This window comes from Clavibacter nebraskensis NCPPB 2581 (assembly GCF_000355695.1).
Classification (GTDB): Bacteria; Actinomycetota; Actinomycetes; order Actinomycetales; family Microbacteriaceae; genus Clavibacter; species Clavibacter nebraskensis.
Genome location: NC_020891.1, coordinates 1,906,753 through 1,930,420, shown reverse-complemented (window position 1 = coordinate 1,930,420; position 23,668 = coordinate 1,906,753). Strand labels below are relative to the sequence as shown.

At 71.7% G+C, this 23,668-nt stretch carries 22 protein-coding genes; 18 read left to right on the top strand and 4 right to left on the bottom strand.

All coding sequences use genetic code 11. The features are described from left to right. The first annotated feature begins 41 nt into the window (after window positions 1–41). The 9 genes from murC (at window position 42) to dnaE (ending at window position 11,020) form a co-directional block, all read left to right on the top strand. Window positions 42–1,472, top strand: coding sequence for a UDP-N-acetylmuramate--L-alanine ligase (gene murC, locus CMN_RS09095; protein WP_015490522.1), 1,431 nt, complete (start codon window positions 42–44; stop codon window positions 1,470–1,472). Further along, window positions 1,469–2,698: a cell division protein FtsQ/DivIB gene (locus tag CMN_RS09090; RefSeq protein ID WP_227077668.1), complete on the top strand. Its 1,230-nt coding sequence runs from the start codon at window positions 1,469–1,471 to the stop codon at window positions 2,696–2,698. The genes murC and CMN_RS09090 overlap by 4 nt, the downstream gene beginning before the upstream one ends. A 137-nt stretch (window positions 2,699–2,835) precedes the next feature. Next, on the top strand, window positions 2,836–3,975 hold the full coding sequence (ftsZ, locus tag CMN_RS09085; RefSeq protein WP_015490520.1) for a cell division protein FtsZ: 1,140 nt from the start codon (window positions 2,836–2,838) through the stop codon (window positions 3,973–3,975). Further along, window positions 3,972–4,703, top strand: coding sequence for a YggS family pyridoxal phosphate-dependent enzyme (locus tag CMN_RS09080; protein ID WP_015490519.1), 732 nt, complete (start codon window positions 3,972–3,974; stop codon window positions 4,701–4,703). The genes ftsZ and CMN_RS09080 overlap by 4 nt, the downstream gene beginning before the upstream one ends. A gap of 48 nt (window positions 4,704–4,751) precedes the next feature. Beyond that, the gene (locus tag CMN_RS09075) at window positions 4,752–5,246 is read left to right on the top strand and encodes a cell division protein SepF (RefSeq protein ID WP_015490518.1); all 495 of its coding nucleotides are present in this window, start codon (window positions 4,752–4,754) and stop codon (window positions 5,244–5,246) included. Between the two features lie 67 nt (window positions 5,247–5,313). Then, window positions 5,314–5,613, top strand: a complete 300-nt coding sequence (locus CMN_RS09070) for a YggT family protein (protein ID WP_015490517.1) — start codon at window positions 5,314–5,316, stop codon at window positions 5,611–5,613. Between the two features lie 139 nt (window positions 5,614–5,752). Further along, complete coding sequence (locus tag CMN_RS09065) at window positions 5,753–6,388, top strand: DivIVA domain-containing protein (protein ID WP_015490516.1); 636 nt, start codon at window positions 5,753–5,755, stop codon at window positions 6,386–6,388. 125 nt (window positions 6,389–6,513) lie between these two features. Beyond that, the gene (locus CMN_RS09060; RefSeq protein ID WP_015490515.1) at window positions 6,514–7,431 is read left to right on the top strand and encodes an RluA family pseudouridine synthase; all 918 of its coding nucleotides are present in this window, start codon (window positions 6,514–6,516) and stop codon (window positions 7,429–7,431) included. 127 nt (window positions 7,432–7,558) lie between these two features. Further along, entirely contained in the window at window positions 7,559–11,020 is a 3,462-nt protein-coding gene (dnaE, locus tag CMN_RS09055; RefSeq protein ID WP_045929231.1) for a DNA polymerase III subunit alpha, read from the top strand. A 52-nt stretch (window positions 11,021–11,072) separates the two neighbouring features. On the opposite strand, the gene CMN_RS09050 is transcribed toward dnaE, so the two are convergent. Next, on the bottom strand, window positions 11,073–11,588 hold the full coding sequence (locus tag CMN_RS09050) for a flavin reductase family protein (protein WP_015490513.1): 516 nt from the start codon (window positions 11,586–11,588) through the stop codon (window positions 11,073–11,075). Between the two features lie 61 nt (window positions 11,589–11,649). Between CMN_RS09050 and hisD the strand changes: the two genes are divergently transcribed. From hisD to CMN_RS09035, 3 genes are all read left to right on the top strand, one after another. Then, window positions 11,650–12,954, top strand: coding sequence for a histidinol dehydrogenase (hisD, locus tag CMN_RS09045; protein ID WP_015490512.1), 1,305 nt, complete (start codon window positions 11,650–11,652; stop codon window positions 12,952–12,954). 17 nt (window positions 12,955–12,971) lie between these two features. Further along, on the top strand, window positions 12,972–13,445 hold the full coding sequence (gene nrdR, locus CMN_RS09040; RefSeq protein WP_012038534.1) for a transcriptional regulator NrdR: 474 nt from the start codon (window positions 12,972–12,974) through the stop codon (window positions 13,443–13,445). A gap of 63 nt (window positions 13,446–13,508) precedes the next feature. Next, window positions 13,509–14,543, top strand: a complete 1,035-nt coding sequence (locus CMN_RS09035) for a quinone-dependent dihydroorotate dehydrogenase (protein ID WP_015490511.1) — start codon at window positions 13,509–13,511, stop codon at window positions 14,541–14,543. A gap of 67 nt (window positions 14,544–14,610) precedes the next feature. On the opposite strand, the gene CMN_RS09030 is transcribed toward CMN_RS09035, so the two are convergent. Then, window positions 14,611–15,204 carry a DUF3043 domain-containing protein gene (locus tag CMN_RS09030; RefSeq protein WP_015490510.1) on the bottom strand — a complete coding sequence of 198 codons (594 nt, stop codon included), beginning with the start codon at window positions 15,202–15,204 and terminating at the stop codon, window positions 14,611–14,613. Window positions 15,205–15,244: 40 nt separating this feature from the next. Between CMN_RS09030 and CMN_RS09025 the strand changes: the two genes are divergently transcribed. The 6 genes from CMN_RS09025 to CMN_RS09000 all read left to right on the top strand — a co-directional run bounded on the left by CMN_RS09025 (window position 15,245) and on the right by CMN_RS09000 (window position 20,815). After that, window positions 15,245–16,666 (top strand): dipeptidase, encoded by a 1,422-nt coding sequence (locus CMN_RS09025; protein ID WP_015490509.1) that lies wholly within the window; start codon window positions 15,245–15,247, stop codon window positions 16,664–16,666. 134 nt (window positions 16,667–16,800) lie between these two features. Then, window positions 16,801–17,163 (top strand): iron-sulfur cluster insertion protein ErpA, encoded by a 363-nt coding sequence (gene erpA, locus CMN_RS09020; RefSeq protein WP_015490508.1) that lies wholly within the window; start codon window positions 16,801–16,803, stop codon window positions 17,161–17,163. Window positions 17,164–17,287: 124 nt separating this feature from the next. Further along, window positions 17,288–18,199 carry an aa3-type cytochrome oxidase subunit II gene (gene ctaC, locus CMN_RS09015; protein ID WP_015490507.1) on the top strand — a complete coding sequence of 304 codons (912 nt, stop codon included), beginning with the start codon at window positions 17,288–17,290 and terminating at the stop codon, window positions 18,197–18,199. A gap of 10 nt (window positions 18,200–18,209) precedes the next feature. Beyond that, window positions 18,210–19,955: an aa3-type cytochrome oxidase subunit I gene (gene ctaD, locus CMN_RS09010; protein ID WP_015490506.1), complete on the top strand. Its 1,746-nt coding sequence runs from the start codon at window positions 18,210–18,212 to the stop codon at window positions 19,953–19,955. Between the two features lies 1 nt (window position 19,956). Then, window positions 19,957–20,373, top strand: a complete 417-nt coding sequence (locus tag CMN_RS09005; RefSeq protein WP_015490505.1) for a cytochrome c oxidase subunit 4 — start codon at window positions 19,957–19,959, stop codon at window positions 20,371–20,373. A 4-nt stretch (window positions 20,374–20,377) separates the two neighbouring features. Then, on the top strand, window positions 20,378–20,815 hold the full coding sequence (locus CMN_RS09000) for a GNAT family N-acetyltransferase (RefSeq protein WP_015490504.1): 438 nt from the start codon (window positions 20,378–20,380) through the stop codon (window positions 20,813–20,815). Window positions 20,816–21,046: 231 nt separating this feature from the next. Here the strand turns inward: CMN_RS09000 and CMN_RS14660 are convergent, their stop codons facing one another. Next, a complete protein-coding gene (locus tag CMN_RS14660) occupies window positions 21,047–22,411 on the bottom strand; it encodes a PP2C family protein-serine/threonine phosphatase (RefSeq protein ID WP_051057932.1) in 1,365 nt (454 codons plus the stop codon). 325 nt (window positions 22,412–22,736) lie between these two features. After that, window positions 22,737–23,663, bottom strand: coding sequence for a methyltransferase domain-containing protein (locus tag CMN_RS08985; protein WP_015490502.1), 927 nt, complete (start codon window positions 23,661–23,663; stop codon window positions 22,737–22,739). Window positions 23,664–23,668 lie beyond the last annotated feature (5 nt).

Below are 23,668 nucleotides of genomic sequence, written 5' to 3'. Positions count from 1 at the left end.
CGCGCCGCCCGCCCGCTTCGCACCTCCCGAGGAGACCGCACGTGATCGCACCCGACCTGACCATGGACATCCCGAGCGAGCTCGGCCGCGTCCACTTCGTGGGCATCGGCGGGTCCGGCATGAGCGGCATCGCGCGCCTGTTCCTCGCCGCCGGCCACCGCGTCACCGGATCCGACTCCCGCGACTCCGACGCCGTGCAGGCGCTCCGCGAGCTCGGCGCCGAGATCCACGTCGGCCACGACGCCGCGCACGTGGGCGACGCCGAGGCGCTCGTCGTCACGGGCGCGCTCTGGCAGGACAACCCCGAGTACGTGCTCGCCCAGGAGCGGGGCCTGCCGATCCTGCACCGCTCGCAGGCGCTCGCCTGGCTCATCTCCGGCCAGCGCCTCGTCGCCGTCGCGGGCGCGCACGGCAAGACCACCTCCACGGGCATGATCGTCACCGCGCTCCTCGAGGCGGGCCGCGACCCGTCGTTCGTCAACGGCGGCGTGATCGGCGGGCTCGGCGTATCGAGCGCCCCCGGCTCCGAGGAGCTCTTCGTGGTCGAGGCCGACGAGTCCGACGGCTCGTTCCTCCTCTACGACACGTCCGTCGCGCTCATCACCAACGTCGACGCCGACCACCTCGACCACTACGGCTCGCACGAGGCCTTCGACGACGCATTCGTGCGCTTCGCGTCGGCCGCGTCGGAGCTCGTCGTCATCTCGAGCGACGACCCGGGCGCGCGTCGCGTCACCGCGCGCATCGAGGGCCGCGTGGTCACGTTCGGCGAGGACCCCGCGGCCGACATCCGCATCACCGACATCGTCACCGACGGCCCCGTCGCCTTCACGCTCACCCACGACGGCGTCTCCCGCCGCGCCGCGCTCCGCGTCCCCGGCCGCCACAACGCGATCAACGCCGCGGGCGCGTACGCCGTGCTCGTCGGCCTCGGCGTGGATCCCGACGACGCGATCGCGGGCCTCGGCGGCTTCTCCGGCACCGGCCGGCGCTTCGAGCTGCACGCCGAGATCCGCGGGGTGAGCGTCTACGACGACTACGCGCACCACCCCACGGAGGTCCGCGCGGCGCTCGAGGCCGCGCGCACGGTCGTGGGGGACGGTCGCATCATCGCCGTCCACCAGCCGCACCTCTACAGCCGCACCCAGATGATGGCCGCCGACTTCGCGCGCGTATACGAGGAGCTCGCCGACCACACCATCGTGCTCGACGTGTTCGGCGCCCGCGAGGACCCGATCCCCGGCGTCACCGGCGCCCTCGTCTCCGAGCGCTTCGCGGACCCGAGCCACGTCGACTACCTCCCCGACTGGCAGGAGGCCGCGGATCGCGCGGCGGAGATCGCCCGCGACGGCGACTTCATCGTCACCCTCAGCTGCGGCGACGTGTACCGGATCATCCCGCAGGTGGTTGGCGCGCTCGAGCGTCCCGCCGGATCCCCGCAGCCCGCCGCGTCCTCCCGGCCCCGCGAGTGAAGCGGCCCGAGGGCTTCGACCGGCCCCGGGTCCCGAGGCCGCCCGCGCCCGACGCGCGCGTCGAGGGGGCCGACGCGCCCGCCCGCCGTCGCCGCGGATCCGCGCCCGCCGAGCCCGTGACGCCAGCTCCGGCCCCGACGCCGACCCCCGCACCGACGCCGCCCGCGCCCCCGCGGCCCCGCGCCGCATGGCGCGACGACGACGAGCCGGACACCGAGCCGATCGTCCTCCCGCACCTCGCGCAGGCGCCGGTCCAGGCCCCGCCCACGCCGCGCACCGGCCGCGAGGAGGCCGCTCCTCGCACGGGCGGCCTGGCCGGCCGGCTCGGCGCGCGGGCGCGTGGCGCGGCCGAGTCCGCGGCCGCCGCCCGTCCGCTCCGCCGGCGCACGCCCGTGGACGCGGACGGGGAGCCAACGCCCCGGGCCCATCGCCCCGCCCGCCCCGCGAGCTCGGCCACCGGCGACGCCGAGGCGCGCCGCCAGCTGCGCCGCGCCCGCCGCGTGCGGCAGCGCTACGAGCGCCAGGAGGTGCGTCGCTTCACGCAGCGCGCCCGTCGTCGACGCGCCGGGCTCCTCGGCGCGCTCGGCGCCGTCCTCACCCTGGCGATCGTCGTCGGCATCGCCGTGTACTCGCCGCTGCTCGCGCTCCGCACCGTCGAGGTGGAGGGCGCCGACCGGGTGTCGCCCGCGAGCATCCAGGCGGCGCTGGCCGACCAGGTCGGCACGCCGCTGCCCCTCGTCGACCTCGACCGCGTCGGTGACGAGCTCCGCGCGTTCCCCCTCATCCGCAGCTACAGCACCGAGAGCCGCCCGCCGTCGACGCTCGTGATCCGCATCGTCGAGCGCACGCCCGTCGCCGTCATCCAGTCGGGCGCGGGATTCGACCTCGTGGATCCCGCGGGCATCACGATCGAGCGCGCGACGGCACGCCCCGACGGCTACCCGCTCATCGACCTGCCGAGCGCCGACTTCTCGTCCCCGCGCTTCCAGGCCGCCGCCGCTGTGCTCGTCGCGCTGCCGGCCGACTTCCTGCCGCAGGTCGACAGCATCCAGGCGAACACGACCGACGACGTGATGCTCACGCTGCGCAGCGGCAAGAAGGTGCTGTGGGGGAGCGGGGAGCGCTCGGTCGACAAGGCCGAGGTGCTGCAGGCGCTCGTGAAGGCCCGGGGTGACGTGGGCTCCTACGACGTCTCGGCGCCCGACGCGCCCGTCGCCGGACCCTGATCCCGCGCGGCCTTCGCGACACGCGGCACGGGAGTCGTCGCGCCGACCCCGAGCCCCCTAACGTCGGGATCAGGAAATGCATACTGAGTAAACTCTAAGCCTCCACCGGAGGTCGAAGGTTCTAGCGGAGGCCCGTCGTGTCGAACAACCAGAACTACCTCGCCGTCATCAAGGTCGTCGGCATCGGCGGTGGCGGCGTGAACGCCGTCAACCGCATGATCGAGCTCGGTCTGCGGGGCGTGGAGTTCATCGCGATCAACACCGACGCGCAGGCGCTGCTCATGAGCGACGCCGACGTCAAGCTCGACGTTGGCCGCGAGATCACCCGGGGCCTCGGCGCGGGCGCCGACCCCGAGGTTGGCCGTCGCGCCGCCGAGGACCACGCGGAGGAGATCGAGGAGGCGCTGGCCGGCGCCGACATGGTCTTCGTCACCGCGGGCGAGGGCGGCGGCACCGGCACGGGCGGCGCGCCCGTCGTGGCCCGCATCGCGAAGTCGATCGGCGCGCTCACCATCGGCGTCGTCACGAAGCCCTTCGGCTTCGAGGGCAAGCGCCGCTCGGCCCAGGCCGAGCTAGGCGTCGCGACGCTGAAGAACGAGGTCGACACCCTCATCGTCGTGCCGAACGACCGCCTCCTGGAGATCAGCGACCGCGGCATCAGCATGCTCGAGGCCTTCGCGACCGCCGACCAGGTGCTCCTCGCGGGCGTCCAGGGCATCACCGACCTCATCACCACCCCCGGCCTCATCAACCTCGACTTCGCCGACGTCAAGTCGGTCATGCAGGGCGCCGGATCCGCGCTCATGGGCATCGGCTCGTCCCGCGGCGCCGACCGGTCCATCAAGGCCGCCGAGCTCGCGGTGGCCTCCCCCCTCCTCGAGGCGAGCATCGAGGGCGCCCACGGCGTGCTGCTCTCCATCCAGGGCGGATCCAACCTCGGCATCTTCGAGATCAACGACGCGGCCAAGCTCGTGCAGGAGGCCGTGCACCCCGAGGCGAACATCATCTTCGGCGCGGTCATCGACGACACCCTCGGCGACGAGGTGCGCGTCACCGTCATCGCCGCGGGCTTCGACGGCGGCGAGCCGGTCTCCAAGGTCGAGAACCGCCGCAGCGGCTTCGTCGCCGCCGACGGGGGAGCGGTCATCGCTCCCGAGGCCGTCGAGCAGGCGCCGGCCCGCCCGCAGGCGGAGGCGCCCGTCGCGTCCGTCCCCGCGAGCGACCCGACGTTCGAGGACGACGGCGACGACCTGGACATCCCCGACTTCCTGAAGTGACCGCCGCTCCGCTGACCGGCGGCGCGCACGCGCCGGACGCCCACCCCGACGACGCCCACCCGGGCCTCGCCGAGCGGTGGGCGTCCGTGCAGGCGGAGGTCGCCGACGGGATCCGCGTGGCCGGCCGCCAGCCGGACGAGGTGACGACGGTCGTGGTGACCAAGTTCCAGCCCGTCTCCCTCCTGCGCGCCCTCGTCGACCTCGGCGTCCGCGACCTCGGCGAGAGCCGACACCAGGAGGCCCAGGGCAAGGCCGCCGAGCTCGAGGGCGCGGGCGTCGCATGGCACTTCGTCGGCCAGTTGCAGGGCAAGAAGGCCAGGCAGGTCCGGCGCTACGCCTCGGTGATCCACTCCGTCGACCGGGCGTCGCTCGTCGACGCGCTCGCGTCCGACGAGCGGGAGACGCGCGTCTTCCTGCAGGTGAACCTCACCGACGACCCGCAGCGTGGGGGAGTCGCTCCCGCGGAGGCCGAGGCCCTCGCGGAGCACGCGGCGGTGGCCGCCGGCATCCGCGTCCTCGGCGTCATGGCGGTCGCGCCCGACGACGGGGAGCCCCGCCGCGCGTTCGCCCGCCTCCGCGGCATCTCCGACGACGTGCGCCGCATCCTGCCCGACGCGGGCGCCATCTCGGCGGGGATGTCCGGCGACCTGCGCGAGGCGCTCCTCGAGGGCGCGACACACCTTCGGATCGGATCGGCAATCACGGGAAAGCGGCCCGGCGGCCCTTAATGTCGACAGTGCGGTCCGGTTCGTCACGCCGACCCGGAAAGAGGAATGATGGCCAACCCACTTCGCAAGACCATGGTGTACCTGGGACTCGCCGACGAGGAGCTCGAGTACCAGCAGGGGCAGCAGCCCGCGCAGCAGCAGCAGTCGCCCGTGCAGGCCGTCCCGACCCCCGCCCCCGCTCCGCAGCAGCAGGCGAAGCGCGCACCCGTGACCCCCCTGCACAAGCCCTCGACCACCACAAGGAATGCGGCGCCGGCTGAAATGAACGAGATCCTCACCGTCCACCCCAAGGCCTACAAGGACGCCCAGGTCATCGCCGAGAACTTCCGCGAGGGCGTGCCGGTCATCATCAACCTCTCGCAGATGACGGACGACGACGCGCGTCGGCTCATCGACTTCGCCAGCGGCCTGTCCATCGGCCTCTATGGCAAGATCGAGCGCGTCACGGCGAAGGTCTTCCTCCTGTCGCCGTCGCACGTCGCCGTGTCCGGCGAGCAGTCGGCCACCGAGGCCGAGGTCGAGGCCTCCTTCTTCGGACGCTGATCCACCGAGCCCCCGAGATGGCGGGCGCCGACGGGACCTCCCATCGGCGCCCGCCATACTTGTGTCCGTGATCATCGTCAACATCGTCGCCACCGTCCTGTGGTTCGCCCTCCTGGCGTTCATCATCTGCATGTGGGGCCGGTTCGTCCTCGACCTGGTCCAGTCGCTGTCCCGGCAGTGGCGTCCGCGCGGCGCGATGCTCATCGTCGCCGAGGCCTCCTACACGGTCACGGATCCGCCCATCGGCTTCGTCCGTCGCCTGATCCCGCCCCTGCGCCTCGGCCCGGTGGCGCTCGACTTCGGCTGGATGATCACGATGCTCGTGGCGATCATCCTGTTCAACGTCGCCAGCTCCCTGATGCGCTGAGACGGGGACGCCGCATCCGCCGATCCCCGCGCGGGTCCCCGGAGCAATGCGTTCCGCTGATAGCGTTGGGTCGCACGTTGTCCCGAATCCCCGTCCGCGCCCGCGGACCCCGCTCTACGCACAAAAGAGGTGGCAGGCCATGGCTCTCACTCCTGAAGACGTCGTCAACAAGCGTTTCCAGCCGACAAAATTCCGCGAGGGATACGACCAGGACGAGGTCGACGACTTCCTCGACGAGGTGGTCGTCGAGCTGCGCCGCCTCCACCAGGAGAACGAGGAGCTGCGCCAGCGCCTCTCGTCGGGCGACGCCGCCCCGGCCGCGACCACCGTCATCGACACCCCCGTTCCCGCGCCCGCCGCGGTCGAGCAGGCTCCCGTCGCCGTCGAGCCCGAGCCGGCTCCCGTCGTCGCCCAGGCGCCCGCCGCCCCGGCCGCGGATGAGGACGACGAGACCTCCAGCACGAGCAGCCTCCTCAAGCTCGCCCGCAAGCTCCACGAGGAGCACGTCCGCGAGGGCGTCGAGAAGCGCGACGCCCTCGTCGCCGAGGCGCACGCCACCGCCGCGCGCATCGCCGCCGAGGCCGAGGCCGAGCAGCGCTCGAAGACCGCCGCCCTGGAGAAGGAGCGCCAGGTCCTCGAGGGCCGCATCGACGAGCTGCGCACGTTCGAGCGCGAGTACCGCACCAAGCTCAAGGGCTACATCGAGGGCCAGCTCCGCGAGCTGGACTCGGCCGGTTCCAGCGAGGCGCCCGCCACCGCCTCGTTCGGCAACTAGCACCGCACCACCCGCGCGCCCGACGGCGGCGCGGGACCCGGCTCCTCGGAGCCACGGGGTCCCGCGTCGCCGTCGTCGTTCGCGGGCCCGCACCACCGCCGCATCGCACCGGAAGAGGTCACCCGTTGGAGCACCGCACCATCCCTGTCCCCGACGGCCTCGACGGGCAGCGCGTCGACGCAGGCCTCGCCCGGCTACTCGGCTTCTCCCGCAGCTTCGCGGCGGAGGTCGCGGAGGCCGGCGGCGTGACGCAGGACGGCCGGGAGGCGGGCAAGTCCGACCGGCTCGTCGGCGGATCCATGCTCGCCGTCAGCTGGCAGCCGCGGCAGGAGCCGTCGGTCGTGCCGCTCGCGGTCCCCGACCTCGGTATGGTGCACGACGACGACGACATCGTGGTGGTCGACAAGCCCGTCGGCGTCGCGGCCCACCCGAGCGTCGGCTGGACCGGCCCCACCGTCCTCGGCGCGCTGGCCGCCGCCGGGTTCCGCCTCAGCACCTCGGGCGCGGAGGAGCGGAAGGGCATCGTGCACCGGCTGGACGCGGGCACGAGCGGCCTGATGGTGGTGGCCAAGACCGAGCGCGCGTACACGGAGCTCAAGCGGCAGTTCCACGACCGCGAGGTCGAGAAGGTCTACCACGCGGTCGTGCAGGGGCATCCGGATCCGCTCGCGGGCACCATCGACGCGCCCATCGGCCGCCACCCCCGCAGCGACTGGAAGTTCGCGGTCACCGCCGACGGCAAGCCGTCCGTCACGCACTACGAGACGCTCGAGGCGTTCCGGCGCGCGGCGCTGCTGGAGGTGCACCTGGAGACCGGCCGCACCCACCAGATCCGCGTGCACATGGCGGCGCAGCGCCACCCCTGCGCGGGCGACGCGATGTACGGCGCCGACCCGACGCTCTCGGCCCAGCTCGACCTCCACCGGCAATGGCTGCACGCGATGCGGCTCGAGATCACGCACCCCGCGACGGGCGACCGCGCGTCGTTCTCGAGCACCTACCCGGCCGACCTGCAGCACGCGCTCGACGTCCTGCGCGACTGATGGGCGACACGCCCGAGGGGCCTCCCGGAGCCTGCCTATGATGGCCACACCGTCGATCGACCAGTAGAAGAGACCCGTGCCCCGCAACGACTCGTTCGTCCACCTCCACGTCCACAGCGAGTACTCGATGCTCGACGGGGCGGCCCGCGTCGGCCCGCTCGTGCAGGCCGCGGCCGAGCAGAAGATGCCGGCCGTCGCCATCACCGACCACGGCAACGTGTTCGGCGCCTTCGACTTCTGGAAGCAGGCGAAGGCCGCGGGCGTGAAGCCCATCATCGGCACCGAGGCGTACATCACGCCGGGCACGCACCGCGGCGACCGCACCCGCATCCGGTGGGGCAACGGCGGCCAGGACGACGTCTCCGGATCCGGCGCCTACACGCACCTCACGATGCTCGCCGAGACGACCGAGGGCATGCACAACCTGTTCCGGCTCTCGTCGCGCGCCTCGCTCGAGGGCTACTACTTCAAGCCCCGCATGGACCGCGAGCTCCTCAGCACGTACGCGAAGGGCCTCATCGCCACCACCGGCTGCCCGTCCGGCGAGGTGCAGACGCGCCTCCGCCTCGGCCAGTACGACGAGGCCGTGAAGGCCGCCGCGGACTTCCGCGACATCTTCGGGGCCGAGAACTACTTCTGCGAGGTCATGGACCACGGGCTCGGCATCGAGCGCCGCATCATGACCGACCTCCACCGCCTCGCGAAGGACCTCGGCCTCCCGCTCGTCGCGACCAACGACCTGCACTACACGCACGAGCACGACGCCACGAGCCACGCGGCCCTCCTGTGCGTCCAGTCCGGCACGACGCTCGACGACCCCAACCGCTTCAAGTTCGACGCCGACGAGTTCTACCTGAAGACCGCGCAGCAGATGCGCCACCTCTTCCGCGACCACGAGGAGGCATGCGACAACACGCTCCTCATCGCCGAGCGGTGCGACGTGCAGTTCAACGAGTCCGCCAACTACATGCCGCGCTACCCGGTGCCCGAGGGCGAGAGCGAGCAGACCTGGTTCGTGAAGGAGGTCGAGCGCGGCCTCGTCCGGCGCTACCCGCGCGGCTTCTCCGACGACGTGCGCAAGCGCGCGGACTACGAGGTCGGGGTCATCGCGCAGATGGGCTTCCCGGGCTACTTCCTCGTCGTCGCCGACTTCATCAACTGGTCGAAGGAGAACGGGATCCGCGTGGGCCCCGGCCGCGGGTCGGGCGCCGGCTCGATGGTCGCGTACGCCATGGGCATCACCGACCTCGACCCGCTGGAGCACGGCCTGCTGTTCGAGCGGTTCCTCAACCCCGACCGCGTCTCCATGCCCGACTTCGACGTCGACTTCGACGACCGTCGCCGCGGCGAGGTCATCCGCTACGTGACCGACAAGTACGGCGACGAGCGCGTCGCGCAGATCGTCACGTACGGCACCATCAAGGCCAAGCAGGCGCTCAAGGACTCGAGCCGCGTGCTCGGCTACCCGTTCTCCATGGGCGACAAGCTCACCAAGGCCATGCCGCCCGCGATCATGGGCAAGGACATCCCGCTGTCCGGCATCCTCGACACCGAGCACCCGCGCTACCGCGAGGCCGGCGACTTCCGCGAGGTGCTCGCGATGGACCCCGAGGCGCAGAAGGTCTTCGAGACCGCGCAGGGCATCGAGAACCTCAAGCGGCAGTGGGGCGTGCACGCGGCCGGCGTCATCATGTCGAGCGAGCCGCTCATCGACATCATCCCGATCATGAAGCGGGAGCAGGACGGCCAGATCGTCACGCAGTTCGACTACCCCGCGTGCGAGTCGCTCGGCCTCATCAAGATGGACTTCCTGGGTCTGCGCAACCTCACGATCATCGACGACGCGCTCAACAACATCGAGTCCAACCGCGGCGAGAAGCTCGTGCTCGAGGACCTCGGCCTCGACGACCAGGGCGCGTACGACCTGCTCGCCCGCGGCGACACCCTCGGCGTCTTCCAGCTCGACGGCGGGCCCATGCGCTCGCTGCTGCGGATGATGAAGCCCGACAACTTCGAGGACATCTCGGCCGTCATCGCGCTGTACCGGCCCGGCCCCATGGGCGCCAACTCGCACACGAACTACGCGCTGCGGAAGAACGGGCTGCAGGAGATCACCCCCATCCACCCGGAGCTCGAGGAGCCGCTGCGCGAGGTGCTCGGCACCACGCACGGCCTCATCGTCTACCAGGAGCAGGTCATGTCGGTCGCGCAGAAGCTCGCGGGCTTCACGCTCGCGCAGGCCGACCTGCTCCGCCGGGCCATGGGCAAGAAGAAGAAGTCGGAGCTGGACAAGCAGTTCGAGGGCTTCTCGCAGGGCATGAAGGACAACGGCTACTCGATGGCCGCGGTGAAGGCGCTCTGGGACATCCTGCTGCCGTTCTCCGACTACGCGTTCAACAAGGCGCACTCCGCGGCGTACGGCGTCGTCTCCTACTGGACGGCCTACCTCAAGGCGCACTACCCGGCCGAGTACATGGCCGCGCTCCTCACGAGCGTCGGCGACTCCAAGGACAAGATGGCGCTCTACCTCAACGAGTGCCGGCGCATGGGCATCAAGGTGCTCCCGCCGGACGTCAACGAGTCCATCGGCTTCTTCGCGGCAGCGGGAGCGGACATCCGCTTCGGGCTCGGCGCCGTGCGCAACGTCGGCGCGAACGTGGTCGAGGCGCTGCGCGGCGCGCGCACCGAGCAGGGCGCGTTCGAGTCCTTCGACGACTTCCTCAAGAAGGTCCCGCTGCCGGTCGCGAACAAGCGCACGGTCGAGTCGCTCATCAAGGCCGGCGCCTTCGACTCGTTGGGAGACACCCGGCGGGCGCTCCTCGAGGTGCACGAGGGCATGATCGACGCCTCCGTCAGCGACAAGCGCGCGGCGATGAACGGCCAGGTCGGCTTCGACTTCGACAGCCTCTGGGACGAGCCGCAGCACGCGCGCAAGGTACCCGAGCGGCCGGAGTGGGCGAAGCGCGACAAGCTCGCGTTCGAGCGGGAGATGCTCGGCCTCTACGTGTCCGACCACCCGCTGGCCGGCCTCGAGATCCCGCTGGCGAAGCTCGCCTCGACGGGCATCGCCGAGCTGCTGGCGACCGACGCGTCGATGGACGGCGAGACCGTGACGCTCGCGGGGCTCCTCACGAGTGTGCAGCACCGCACGGCGCGGAACTCGGGCAACCAGTACGGCATGGTGCAGCTCGAGGACTTCGGCGGCGAGATCACCTGCATGTTCATGGGCAAGGCGTACCAGGAGTTCGCGCCGGCCCTGCAGAGCGACACCGTCGTGGTGATCCGCGGCCGCGTGTCCACCCGCGACGACGGCATGAACATCCACGCCTTCTCGATGTTCCAGCCCGACCTCGGGCAGAGCCTCGGCTCGGGGCCGCTGCTCATCAGCCTCGCGGAGAACCGCGCGACGACGGAGACCGTCATGGGCCTCAACGACGTGCTCATCCGCCACTCGGGCGACACCGAGGTGCGGCTCCAGCTCGTGAAGGGCGACACGGGGCGCGTGTTCGAGATCCCGTTCCCGGTCACCGTGAGCGCGGACCTCTACGGCGAGCTGAAGTCGCTGCTCGGGCCGAACTGCCTGGGCTGATCCGCCGGGTCGGTTCCCCGGGTGTCGGCGTCGGCGTGCGGCGGCCCGGCGCTCAGGCCTCCGCGCCCGGCCGCAGGTAGCGGCGCGCGTGGTAGACGAGCGGCTCGTCGTCCACTCCGGGTCCGCCGTCCTCGACCCGCACGATCACGACGATCGCGTCGTGCACCTGGACCCGCTCGACGATGCGCGCGACGAGGAGCGCGGTCCCGCCCGCGAGCACCGGCAGGCCGTGCGGGCCGGAGGACCAGTGGTCGCCCGCGAAGCGCTCGGGCGCCGGGCCGCTGAGGCGCTCGGCGAGGTGCCGGTCGCGCGCGCCGAGCACGTGGATCGCGACGTGGTCGGCCACGGCGAGGGCGGCGGCGCTCGACGCCGTGCGCGCCAGGCTGAAGCTGGCGAGCGGCGGATCCGCGGAGACGGAGGCGAGCGACGTCGCCGTGAAGCCGACGGGGGAGCCCTGGGCATCGCGGGTCGTGACGACCGCGACGCCCGCGGCGTGGCGCCGGAACGCGGCGCGGAATGCGGCCTGGCCCGGGGCCTCGGCGAGCGTGGTGGCGGGGTGCGCGTCCATGCCTGGAGACGCTAGCCGCCGGATCCGCCGGACGCCCGCTCGGTAGACTTCCGGAGTCATGATGCGCATCCAGGACCTCCGCGGCACCACGCCCAGCACCGCCGATCTGCTCGCCCTCCTCCCGCGTCCCGTCACCGACGTCGCCGTCGCGCTCGACGTGGCCCGCGAGCTCGTCGAGGATGTGCGCACCCGGGGGAGCGCGGCCCTGCTCGACCAGGCGGAGCGGCTCGACCGCGTGCGACCGGAGACGCTGCGCGTGCCCTCCGCGGCCATCGCCGCCGCCGTCGACGGGCTCGACCCCGCCGTCCGCGCGGCGCTCGAGGAGGCCATCCGCCGCGTGCGCCTCGGCTCGGCGGCGCAGGTCCCGCCGGAGACCACGACCACGGTCGTGCCCGGCGGCACCATCGTCCAGCGCTGGCAGCCCGTGCGCCGCGTCGGCCTCTACGTGCCCGGCGGCAAGGCCGTCTACCCGTCGAGCGTCGTGATGAACGTCGTCGCCGCGCAGGTCGCCGGCGTCGCGAGCATCGCGCTCGCCTCTCCCGCGCAGGCCGCGCACGGGGGATCGGTGCACCCGGTCATCCTCGGCGCTGCCGGCCTCCTCGGCGTCGACGAGGTCTACGCGATGGGCGGCGCCGGCGCCATCGGCGCCTTCGCGCACGGCGTGCCGGATCTCGGCCTGGAGCCCGTCGACGTCGTCACGGGACCCGGCAACATCTACGTCGCGGCGGCCAAGCGCGTCGTCCGCGGCGTCACGGGGATCGACTCCGAGGCCGGCACGACGGAGATCCTCGTCATCGCCGACGCGCACGCCGACGCCCGCCTCGTCGCCGCCGACCTCGTCAGCCAGGCGGAGCACGACGAGATGGCGGCATCCGTCCTCGTCACCGACTCGCCGGAGCTCGCTCGCGCGGTCGACGCCGAGGTCGAGGCCCTGGCCGCGTCCACCGGCCACGCGGCCCGCGTCGGCCAGGCGCTCACCGGCCCGCAGTCGGCCATCCTCGTCGTCGACGACCTCGCGACGGCCGCCCGCTACAGCGACGCCTACGGCCCCGAGCACCTGTCCGTGCAGACCGCCGACCCCGACGCGCTCCTCGCGCACCTGCAGAGCGCCGGCGCGATCTTCCTCGGCCCGCACTCGCCGGTGAGCCTCGGCGACTACCTCGCGGGGTCCAACCACGTCCTCCCCACGGGCGGCCAGGCGCGGTTCGGCTCGGGCCTCGGCGCGTACACGTTCCTCCGGCCGCAGCAGGTGGTGCGCTACGACGCCGACGCGCTGCGCGAGGCCGAGCCGATGATCGTCGCGCTCAGCCGGGCCGAGGACCTCCCCGCGCACGGCGACGCGGTGACCGCGCGCCTCACGCGCTGACGTATCCTGGCCACACCATGTTCTGCCCCTTCTGCCGCCACCCCGACTCCCGCGTCGTCGACTCCCGCACGAGCGACGACGGGCTGTCGATCCGCCGGCGTCGGCAGTGCCCCGAGTGCGGTCGCCGCTTCAGCACGACGGAGACCGCGAGCCTCAGCGTGATCAAGCGGAACGGCGTGGTCGAGCCGTTCAGCCGGGAGAAGATCGTCACCGGCGTCCGCAAGGCGTGCCAGGGTCGTCCCGTCACGGACACCGATCTCGCGGTGCTGGCGCAGCGCGTGGAGGAGGCGATCCGGGCCACCGGCGCGTCGCAGATCGAGGCGAACGACATCGGCCTGTCGATCCTGCCGCCGCTCCGCGAGCTCGACGAGGTCGCGTACCTCCGCTTCGCCAGCGTCTACCAGGGCTTCGACTCGCTCGACGACTTCGAGTCCGCCATCGCGCAGCTCCGCGTCGCGCACGCCGCCACCCCGGACGCCGACGCGCTCTGATCCCTGGCGCGACGCGGGTCGCGGCAGCCGGCGGGTGCCCGCGCAGGCGCTAGCCTGGTGCCGATGTATCCCCTCCTCTTCCGCACGGTCCTGTCGCGCATGGACCCGGAGGACGCCCACCACCTCGCGTCCACGGCCATCGCCCTCCTCCCGTCGTCCGGCCTCGGCTGGATCGCCCGGCGGCTGACCGCACCGGATCCGTCGCTCGCGGTCGACGCGCTCGGCCTCCGCTTCCCCTCCCCGTTCGGCGTCGCCGCGGGCTTCGACAAAGATGCGCAGGCCGTGCTCGGGCTCGGCCAGCTCGGCTTCGGTCACGTCGAGGTCGGCACGGTCACCGCGGAGGCGCAGCCCGGCAACCCGCGGCCGCGGCTGTTCCGGCTCATCGAGGACCGCGCCGTCATCAACCGCATGGGGTTCAACAACGGGGGAGCGGCGGCCCTCGCGGACCGGCTCCGCCGTGTGCGGGCCCGGCGTGACCGGCCGGTCATCGGCGTCAACATCGGCAAGACCCGGGTGGTGGCTGTCGAGGATGCCGTGGCGGACTACGTGACGACGACGCGCCTGGTCGCCCCCGTCGCCGACTACCTCGCGGTCAACGTCAGCTCGCCGAACACCCCGGGGCTGCGCGGCCTGCAGGAGATCGAGCTGCTCCGGCCGCTGCTCACGAGCATCCGCGACGCGGCGGACGGGGTGCCCGTCCTCGTCAAGATCGCGCCGGACCTGCAGGACGTGGAGGTGCACCGCATCGCCGAGCTCGCGACGGAGCTGGGGCTCGCGGGCGTCATCGCGACGAACACCACGCTGTCCCGCGCGGACCTCCGCACGGACGCCGCGGTGGTGGAGGCGGCCGGTGCGGGCGGGCTCTCCGGGGCGCCGCTGGCACCGCGCGCGCTCGAGGTCCTCCGCATCCTCCGCCGCGTCCTGCCGGCCGACGCGTGCGTGATCTCGGTCGGCGGCGTCGACACGGCCGCGGACGTGCAGGCGCGGCTCGACGCGGGAGCGACCCTCGTGCAGGGCTACACGGCGTTCCTCTACCGCGGCCCGCTCTGGGCCCGGTCGGTCAACACCGGCCTCGCGCGGCTCCGTCGCCCGCGCTGACCCGTGTTCCCCGGACGACCGGATGCAGCGGCGTCCGCGCACCCGACCAGGGCGGGCAGCCGACGGATCAGCGGAAGGTGACCTTCTCGTGCCGCTTCACCTGCGGCTTCGGCAGGCGCATCGGCCGCATCTGGATGGTCCGCATGCCGGTGTACCAGCGGATGCCGCGCTCGACGCGGTCGGCGCCGACACGGGCGACGATGGCGGCCCGGACGCGGCGGCCGGTGAAGTACGCGTCGACGATCGCGGCGATGACGAACACGTAGATCGACAGCAGCGGGATTGCCGAGAGGCTCGGCACGACGAAGGCCAGCACCACCACGACGCCCATGACGGGCAGCAGGAACTCCCCCACGCTCCACCGGGCGTCCACCACGTCGCGGGCGTACCGCTTCTGCGGGCCCTTGTCGCGGACGGGCAGGTAGCGCTCGTCGCCCGCGGCCATGCCGGCGTTCGCCCGGGCGCGCGCCTCGCGGGCCTTCTCCTTGGCCTGCTGGGCCGCCAGCTTGCGGTCCTGGGGCACGAGCGGCCGGAGGTTCGCGGCCTCGCGCTCCCGACGGGTCGGGGTGGGGCCCTTCTTCCCGTCGGCCGTGCGGCCGTCGACGGACGCCGGGACGCTCGTCTCGGAGGGGGTCTCTGCGGGGGTCTGCTGCTTCGCCACGTCTCTCGTCCTTGCCTGGAGTGAATCTAAGATTACCTGCATGACGCCTCCCGACACCTCCGCAGACGCCGTGACCGCACCGGACCAGGAGGCCGTCGACCGGCTCGCCGCCGCCGTCGCGGGAGGGCTCCCCACCACGATCGCCGACCTCTCGGCGCTCGTGCGCATCCCTTCCGTGTCCTGGCCCGCCTTCGATCCCACCCACGTCGTCGCCAGCGCGGACGCCGTCGCGGGCCTCCTCGCGGGGCTCGGCGTCTTCGACGACGTCTCCGTCCACCGCGCCACGACGCCGTCGGGCGATGACGGGCAGCCGGCGGTCCTCGCCACGCGCGCTCCGCGCAACGGCAAGCCCACGGTGCTCCTCTACGCGCACCACGACGTGCAGCCCCCCGGAGCGGACGAGCACTGGGAGACGCCGCCCTTCGAGCCCACCCTGCGCGGCGATCGCCTGCACGGCCGCGGCGCCTCGGACGACAAGGCCGGCATCATGACGCACGTCGCGGCCATCCGCGCGCTCGTCGAGGCGGAGGGCGACGACCTCGACCTCGGCCTCGCCGTCTTCATCGAGGGCGAGGAGGAGGCCGGATCCCGATCCTTCTCCGACTTCCTCGCCACGCACCACGACGCCCTCGCGGCCGACGTCATCGTCGTCGCCGACAGCGACAACTGGGACGTCGACACCCCCTCCATCACCATCGCCCTCCGCGGCAACGTCACCTTCCGCCTCACGGTGCGCACGATCGACCACGCGTCGCACTCCGGCATGTTCGGCGGCGCCGTCCCCGACGCGATGATGGCGGCCGTCCGCCTCCTCGACTCGCTCTGGGACGAGCGCGGCTCCGTCGCGGTCGCGGGCCTCGCCTCCACGGAGATGGACACGCCCGCCTACGACGACGCGCGTCTCGCCGAGGAGGCCGCGCTCCTGCACGGCGTCTCCGCGGTGGGCACCGGCCCGATCCTCACGCGCCTGTGGGCGCAGCCGTCCATCACGGTGACGGGGATCGACGCCCCCTCGGTCGCCAACGCGAGCAACACGCTCCTCCCTGAGGTGTCCGTCCGCATCAGCGCGCGCATCGCCCCCGGGCAGACGGCCGCGGACGCGTACCGCGCCCTCGAGGCGCACATCCAGGGGAACCGCCCCTTCGGCGCGCACGTCGAGATCAGCGACGTCGACCAGGGCGACCCGTTCCTCGTCGACACGACCGGCTGGGCGATGGCCGAGGCCACGGCCGCCATGACCGCCGGATGGGGGCGCGCACCCGTGCAGGCCGGCATCGGCGGATCCATCCCGTTCATCGCCGACCTCGTCGAGGCCTTCCCCTCGGCGCAGATCCTGGTCACCGGCGTCGAGGACCCGGACACGCGCGCCCACAGCCCGAACGAGTCGCAGCACCTCGGCGTGCTGCAGCGCGCGATCCTCAGCGAGGCCGTCCTCCTGTCGCGGATCGCCCGCCGCAGCTGACGTTCGCGCCCCGGTCCATGAGCGCCTGGCGGATCGGGCCGGTGGCCGGGAACACCCGGGTGACTCCCGCGGTTGCACGACGTAGACTCCACCGGAGTCGTCCGACCGCAGATCCCACCACCCGAGGAGTGCTCATGACCGACACCACGCTGACCGAGACCGCGCAGGCGGCCCACCGCGTCGGACTCACGGAGACCGCGGCGAGCAAGGTCAAGAGCCTGCTCCAGCAGGAGGGCCGCGAGGACCTCCGCCTCCGCGTCGCCGTCCAGCCCGGCGGTTGCTCCGGCCTCATCTACCAGCTGTACTTCGACGAGCGCGAGCTCGACGGCGACGCCACGGTCGACTTCGACGGCGTCGAGGTCATCGTCGACAAGATGAGCGTCCCGTACCTCGACGGCGCCACCATCGACTTCGAGGACACCATCCAGAAGCAGGGATTCACCATCGACAACCCGAACGCGGGCGGTTCGTGCGCGTGCGGTGACTCGTTCCACTGACACACCGAACGGTAAGCGGATCTGGGCCCGGAAACACGGGGCCCGAGCAGGGAGTCGTCCTTCGGGCGGCTCCCTGTCGCGTAGTGTGGAACCCGTCACATCCGGTTCTCCGAAGGGTCTGCACGTGCGCTTCACTCGCCGTCAACGTTGGCTGACGATCCCCGTCGCCCTGGGCATCTCGATACTCCTCGCGGGGTGCACGCAGCAGCAGCTCCAGGGCTTCCTGCCGACGGAGCCGGGCACGACCAACCACGTCGACTCGGTCATCGGCCTCTGGGTCACCGCCTGGATCGTCCTCCTCGCGGTGGGCGTCCTCACGTGGGGCCTCACCATCTGGGCCGCGGTCGTGTACCGCCGTCGCAAGGGCCAGACCGGCCTGCCCTTGCAGATGCGCTACAACATGCCGATCGAGATCTTCTACACGATCGTGCCGCTGATCCTCGTCCTCGGCTTCTTCGCGTTCACCGCCAAGGACCAGGCCGCCATCGAGGCCCGCTTCGACAAGCCCGAGGTCAAGGTCCAGGTCTTCGGCAAGCAGTGGGCGTGGGACTTCAACTACCTGGGCGGCGAGACCGAGGCCGGCCAGCCGATCGAGGGCGGCGCGTACGAGCAGGGCGTCCAGGCGGTCGACGACCCGAACGGCCCCCAGGGCTCCATCGACAAGGACAAGCTCCCCACGCTCTACCTGCCGGTCAACACGAAGGTCGAGCTCGAGCTCAACACGCGCGACACACTGCACTCCTTCTGGGTCGTGGACTTCCTCTACAAGAAGGACCTCATCTCCGGCAAGACGAACTACATGACGTTCATCCCGGAGAAGGAGGGCACGTTCATGGGCAAGTGCGCCGAGCTCTGCGGCGAGTACCACTCCCTCATGCTCTTCCAGGTGAAGGTCGTCTCCATCGACGAGTACAACGCCTACATCGAGAAGCAGAAGGCGGCCGGCTTCGCCGGAGACCTCGGCAAGGACTACGACCGCCTGCAGAACCTCCCCGGCACCGATGTGCCGGCCACCACCGAGTCGTCCGAGAAGTAGGGCACACATCGTGACATCGACACTGAACCGTCCCACCGCGATCCCCGCGGGCCAGGCGAAGGTCCTCGACGGCTCCGGCAGGGCCGAGCGTCGTGGCAACGTCGTGGTCAACTGGATCACCTCCACCGACCACAAGACGATCGGGTACCTGTACCTGATCACCTCGTTCCTCTACTTCTGCCTCGGCGGGGTCATGGCGCTCGTCATCCGCGCCCAGCTCTTCGAACCGGGCCTGCACGTGGTGGAGACGAAGGAGCAGTACAACCAGCTCTTCACCATGCACGGCACGATCATGCTGCTGATGTTCGCGACGCCGCTCTTCGCCGGCTTCGCCAACGTGCTCATGCCGCTGCAGATCGGCGCACCCGATGTCGCGTTCCCGCGTCTCAACGCGTTCGCGTACTGGCTGTTCAACTTCGGCTCGCTCATCGCGGTCGCCGGCTTCCTCACCCCGGCCGGCGCGGCCTCGTTCGGATGGTTCGCGTACGCGCCGCTGTCCAGCACGACGTTCTCGCCAGGGTTGGGAGGCAATCTCTGGGTGATGGGCCTCGCGCTCAGCGGCTTCGGCACCATCCTCGGTGCGGTCAACTTCGTCACGACCATCATCACGATGCGCGCCCCCGGCATGACCATGTTCCGCATGCCGATCTTCACGTGGAACATCCTCGTGACGTCGATCCTCGTGCTCATGGCGTTCCCGGTCCTCGCGGCCGCGCTGTTCGGCCTCGGCGCCGACCGCATCTTCGACGCGCACATCTACGACCCGGCCAACGGCGGCGCCATCCTCTGGCAGCACCTCTTCTGGTTCTTCGGGCACCCCGAGGTGTACATCATCGCGCTGCCGTTCTTCGGCATCGTGTCCGAGGTCTTCCCGGTCTTCAGCCGCAAGCCGATCTTCGGGTACAAGACGCTCGTGTACGCCACCATCTCCATCGCGGCCCTCTCGGTCACGGTGTGGGCGCACCACATGTACGTCACGGGCTCCGTGCTGCTGCCGTTCTTCTCGCTCATGACCATGCTCATCGCGGTCCCCACCGGCGTGAAGATCTTCAACTGGATCGGCACCATGTGGCGCGGCTCGGTCACGTTCGAGACGCCCATGCTCTGGGCCATCGGCTTCCTCATCACGTTCACGTTCGGTGGTCTGACCGGCGTCATCCTGGCGTCGCCTCCACTCGACTTCCACGTGTCCGACACCTACTTCGTCGTCGCGCACTTCCACTACGTGGTCTTCGGCACCGTCGTGTTCGCCATGTTCTCGGGCTTCTACTTCTGGTGGCCGAAGTGGACGGGCAGGATGCTCAACGAGCGCCTCGGCAAGGTCCACTTCTGGCTGCTGTTCATCGGCTTCCACACCACGTTCCTCATCCAGCACTGGCTGGGCGTCATGGGCATGCCGCGTCGCTACGCGACGTACCAGCCCGAGGACGACTTCACGTGGATGAACCAGCTGTCCACCATCGGCGCCGGCATCCTCGCGCTGTCGATGATCCCGTTCTTCCTGAACGTCTGGATCACCGCCCGCACGGCTCCGCGCGTCACCGTGAACGACCCGTGGGGCTACGGCCGCTCGCTCGAGTGGGCGACCTCGTGCCCGCCGCCGCGGCACAACTTCACGTCCATCCCGCGGATCCGCTCGGAGGCCCCGGCCTTCGACCTCAACCACCCCGAGGCGGGCATACCCGTGGGAATCGGTCCGGCCAAGGACGCTCCCGATGCCGCGACCTACGACATCTCCAGCGACAAGGTGAAGTGACGTGCGCGCCAATAGGAACCTCTTCTACGTCCTCGCGGTCTTCTTCGTCATCGCGGCGGGTGCGTACACGATCTGGCACCTGATCGACCAGGGCACGGTCGAGTGGGTCGGCACGCTCACCATCGCGCTCTCGGGTGCGCTGGCGGCGTTCATCGGCTTCTTCGTGGCACGGCTGTACGCCGCGCAGAACGGGGAGCTGCCGGAGGACCGCAGCGACGCGAACGTCGACGACGGCGACCCGGAGCTCGGATTCTTCAGCCCGTGGAGCTGGTGGCCCGTGATCCTCGCCGCCGGTGCCGCATCGGTGTTCCTCGGCCTCGCCGTGGGCATCTGGATCGCCATCATCGGCGGTGGGCTCGCGCTCATCGCGCTCGTGGGCTGGACCTACGAGTACTACCGCGGCTACTTCGCCCGCTGATCCGATGGTCGACATCCGGCACGCCCAGGCCTCGGACGGCGACGCGGTGTTCGCGCTCTGCCAGCAGCTGGACATGATCAACGCCCCGGCGACACGGGACGACTTCGACGTCACCTTCTCCCACATCCTGCGCGCGAACAAGGACGAGGGGCGCGACGTCCTCCTCATAGCGGAGGACGCGGGGACGGTCGTGGGGTACGCCTACCTCGTCGTGTCGCGTCTCCTGTACGCGGGCGGACTGAGCGCGCACCTTGAGGAGCTCGTGGTGGACACGACGGCCCGCAGCGCCGGGACGGGCTCGGCCCTGGTCCGTGCAGTCGAGCGCCTGTGCGGTGACCGCGGCGTCGGGCAGATCACCATGAGCACGCGTCGCGCCGGCGACTTCTACAAGCGCCTCGGCTACGAGCGTACGGCGGAGTTCTACAAGAAGCTCCTGCGCTGATCCACCTCGCACTCCTCGATGCCCGGCCCCCATGGGAGCCGGGCATCGTCGCGTTCAGACCGCGCGCCGACCACGTCGACAGCAGCCGGCCGCGCGGTGACGTCCGCGGGCGGTGATCGCTCATGGACCGTGCCCGCGCTCTCCGCGGCCGGGGATGCGGGCAGCGCATCGACGTCCGGGTGGGCCCCGGACCACGTGATCGCCGAGCGCCGCGCGCAGCGGCGCCGTTCCTCAGGGCGCGTCGGTCGTGCGCCGGATGGCGACCACCGTCACGTCGTCGGGCGGCGTCCCCTCGGCAGCCAGTCGCGTGAGGCTGCAGACGGCCGCGTGGGCCGTGGGTTCCGCGGCCATGGCGGTGAGCGCGGCCGTGTCCAGCGACGCGAGCGTCCCGTCGAAGAGGTCCAGCACCCCGTCGCTGCAGGTGAGCAGGAGGTCGCCGGGATCGAGGCGCACGGTGCTCGTGGCCCACTGCTGCGTCCCGAGTGCGCCGAGCGGGAGGTTGAGGGACGGTACGGACTCCCGCGTACCGTCGACGCGGCACACGACGCCGAGTCCGTGACCGGCGTCCACGACGGCCACCTCGCCGGTGGACGCTTCGAGGCGGAGGTGGAGGAGGGTGACGAAGGCGTCGTTCACATCGAGGTCGGACTCCAGGGTGCGGTCGACGACCGTGAGCGTGCCCGCGGGGTCGTGCTCGGGGGAGGCGATGCGCAGGGCGGCGCGCACTGTCGCGGCGATCATGGCGGCGCCCACGCCCTTGCCCATGACGTCGGCGAGCGTGACGACGAGGCCGTTCGGAGTCGCCTTCCAGTCGAAGAAGTCACCGCTGACCGCGCCGCTCGGCACGCACGAGCCGGCGACGTCGTAGCCGGGCAGGTCGGGCACGGCCTGGGGGAGGAGCCGCCGCTGCACGCCTCCGCCGTCCACGAGCTCCTGGCGGGATCGTGCGGCACGGGCGGCGAACATCCTCGCCACCTGCTCGCCGCTCAAGGACGCCATGCTGAAGGACACCACGACGAGCAGCACGAGGGTGATCAGGGTCGTGGACGGCGTGCCGAACCAGGCCCCGAACAGCTCGCTCCGCGGCCCGCTCGCGACGAAGACGACGAAGCGCACGGCGTAGTACAGCGCGAGCGCCCCGGAAGCCGTGATCAGCGGCCAGCGGGTGCGCGACAGCCCGGCGTCCAGCAGCACGAGCTCCCGCGTGGACAGGGCGATCAGGGCGCACATGAGGGCGAGGTACAGGGCGCCGCCGGACCAGTCGTCGGTCGCCGGTGAATCGACGCTCGAGACGGCCACGACGAGCGCCGTCGGCGCCACCACGAGCCACCACGGCGTCGGCAGGCCGCGGAGGGAGCGGCTCCCCATCCAGGTCGACGCGGCGCCGGCGACGATGAGGCCGTTGCCGAGCGGGTTGCCCCATGCCTGGCCCGGAGTGCCGTCGAGGAGGTACGCCAGTGATCCGCCCATGAAGAGGGCGAGCGCGGCGCACCACCAGAAGCTGAAGGGCGAGCGGGTGTGCCGGTAGGTGACGAGCGCGAACAGCAGGAACAGCGTGAGGGTCGAGACGCCGAACGTGACGCGGAGGGTGGTCAAGTCGAGCAAGGTGCGGTCCGTGATCCTGGGTCGGGCCCGACGGTCGATCCGGTGCGGGATCCTCCGTCGTGAGTGCGGGGCTCCCGCGCGGGGAGCATCGACGCCGGGGAACCGCTTCCCCCCGGACAGCAGCACAGTGACCCTGTCAGGCTACCTGCCGCGCCGAGAAATTCTAGGTGCAGGGAAAAGACTCCGGGGGAACCGGGGGGGTGCTTCGCCGGGCGGAGATCCGGTCGCCGTGACCCGGGGATCCGGTGCCTCCCGGGGACGCGGACGACCAGCGCGCCCGAGCATGCGCGCCCAGCTCGGCGGGACGACCCGGGCGTCAGTCGGACGTGTCGTCCTGTCGTCGGCGGAGGACGTGGATCATGACGTCGATCGTCACGTCCTGGAGCTCGAGGTCGTGCGCGCAGCTTCGCGCCTCCGAAGCGTCGGCGGCGCCCGTCGTGTGAGCGCCCGTGTGATGCGCGGACGGCCCCATCCCCAGCAGCAGCGCGACGTCGTCGTCGGAGAGACGCAGGGTGCGGTGGACGCGCGTCTCCGCGACGGCCTCGAACAGCGGGTCGGCCGCTTCGAGTATCCGTTCGCGCTTGGCCTCCTGGACGCCGACCGCCCGACCCGCCTCGCGCAGCTGCGCGAGGTGGTCCGGTCCCGCCGCCACGACCGCGACGCGCCCCTCGGGCGCGAGCACACGGTGGAACTCCGGCATGTTCCGGGGGGCGAAGACGTCGAGGATCAGGTCCGCCGCGCCGTCGCGCAGGGGCAGGCCGGACCAGGTGTCCGCGACGACGCCGTCCACATGCGTGCGGCCGCGCACCGCCGTGGCGACGGCCACGGGGGAGAGGTCCGCCGCGAGTCCGATGGAGCGCGGCAGGCGGTCGAGCAGAGCGTGGAGGTAGTGGCCGGTGCCGCACCCCGCGTCGAGCAGGCGGAGGGCGCCTCCGGGGAGCGTCGGGTCCGCGCCCTCGGAGGGGTGGAGCCCCATGGGCGGGTGTCCGATGCCGAGCGCGTCAGCGAGCGCGTCGACCACGGGCGCGTAGTGGCCGCGATCGAGGAAGCGGCCGCGGGCCGCGAGCATCTCCGCGCTGTCGCCCGTGACGCGCGTCCCGGCGGCCAGCAGTGTCGCGTAGCCGCGCTTGTTCGCGTCGACGGCATGGCCCCGTTCGCAGCGGAGCACGAGTGGCGGATCCGGGTGCAGGTCGGCGCCGCAGGTGGGGCAGCGCAGCCAGGAGGCGAGGCGCGCGAGGTCCACGGATG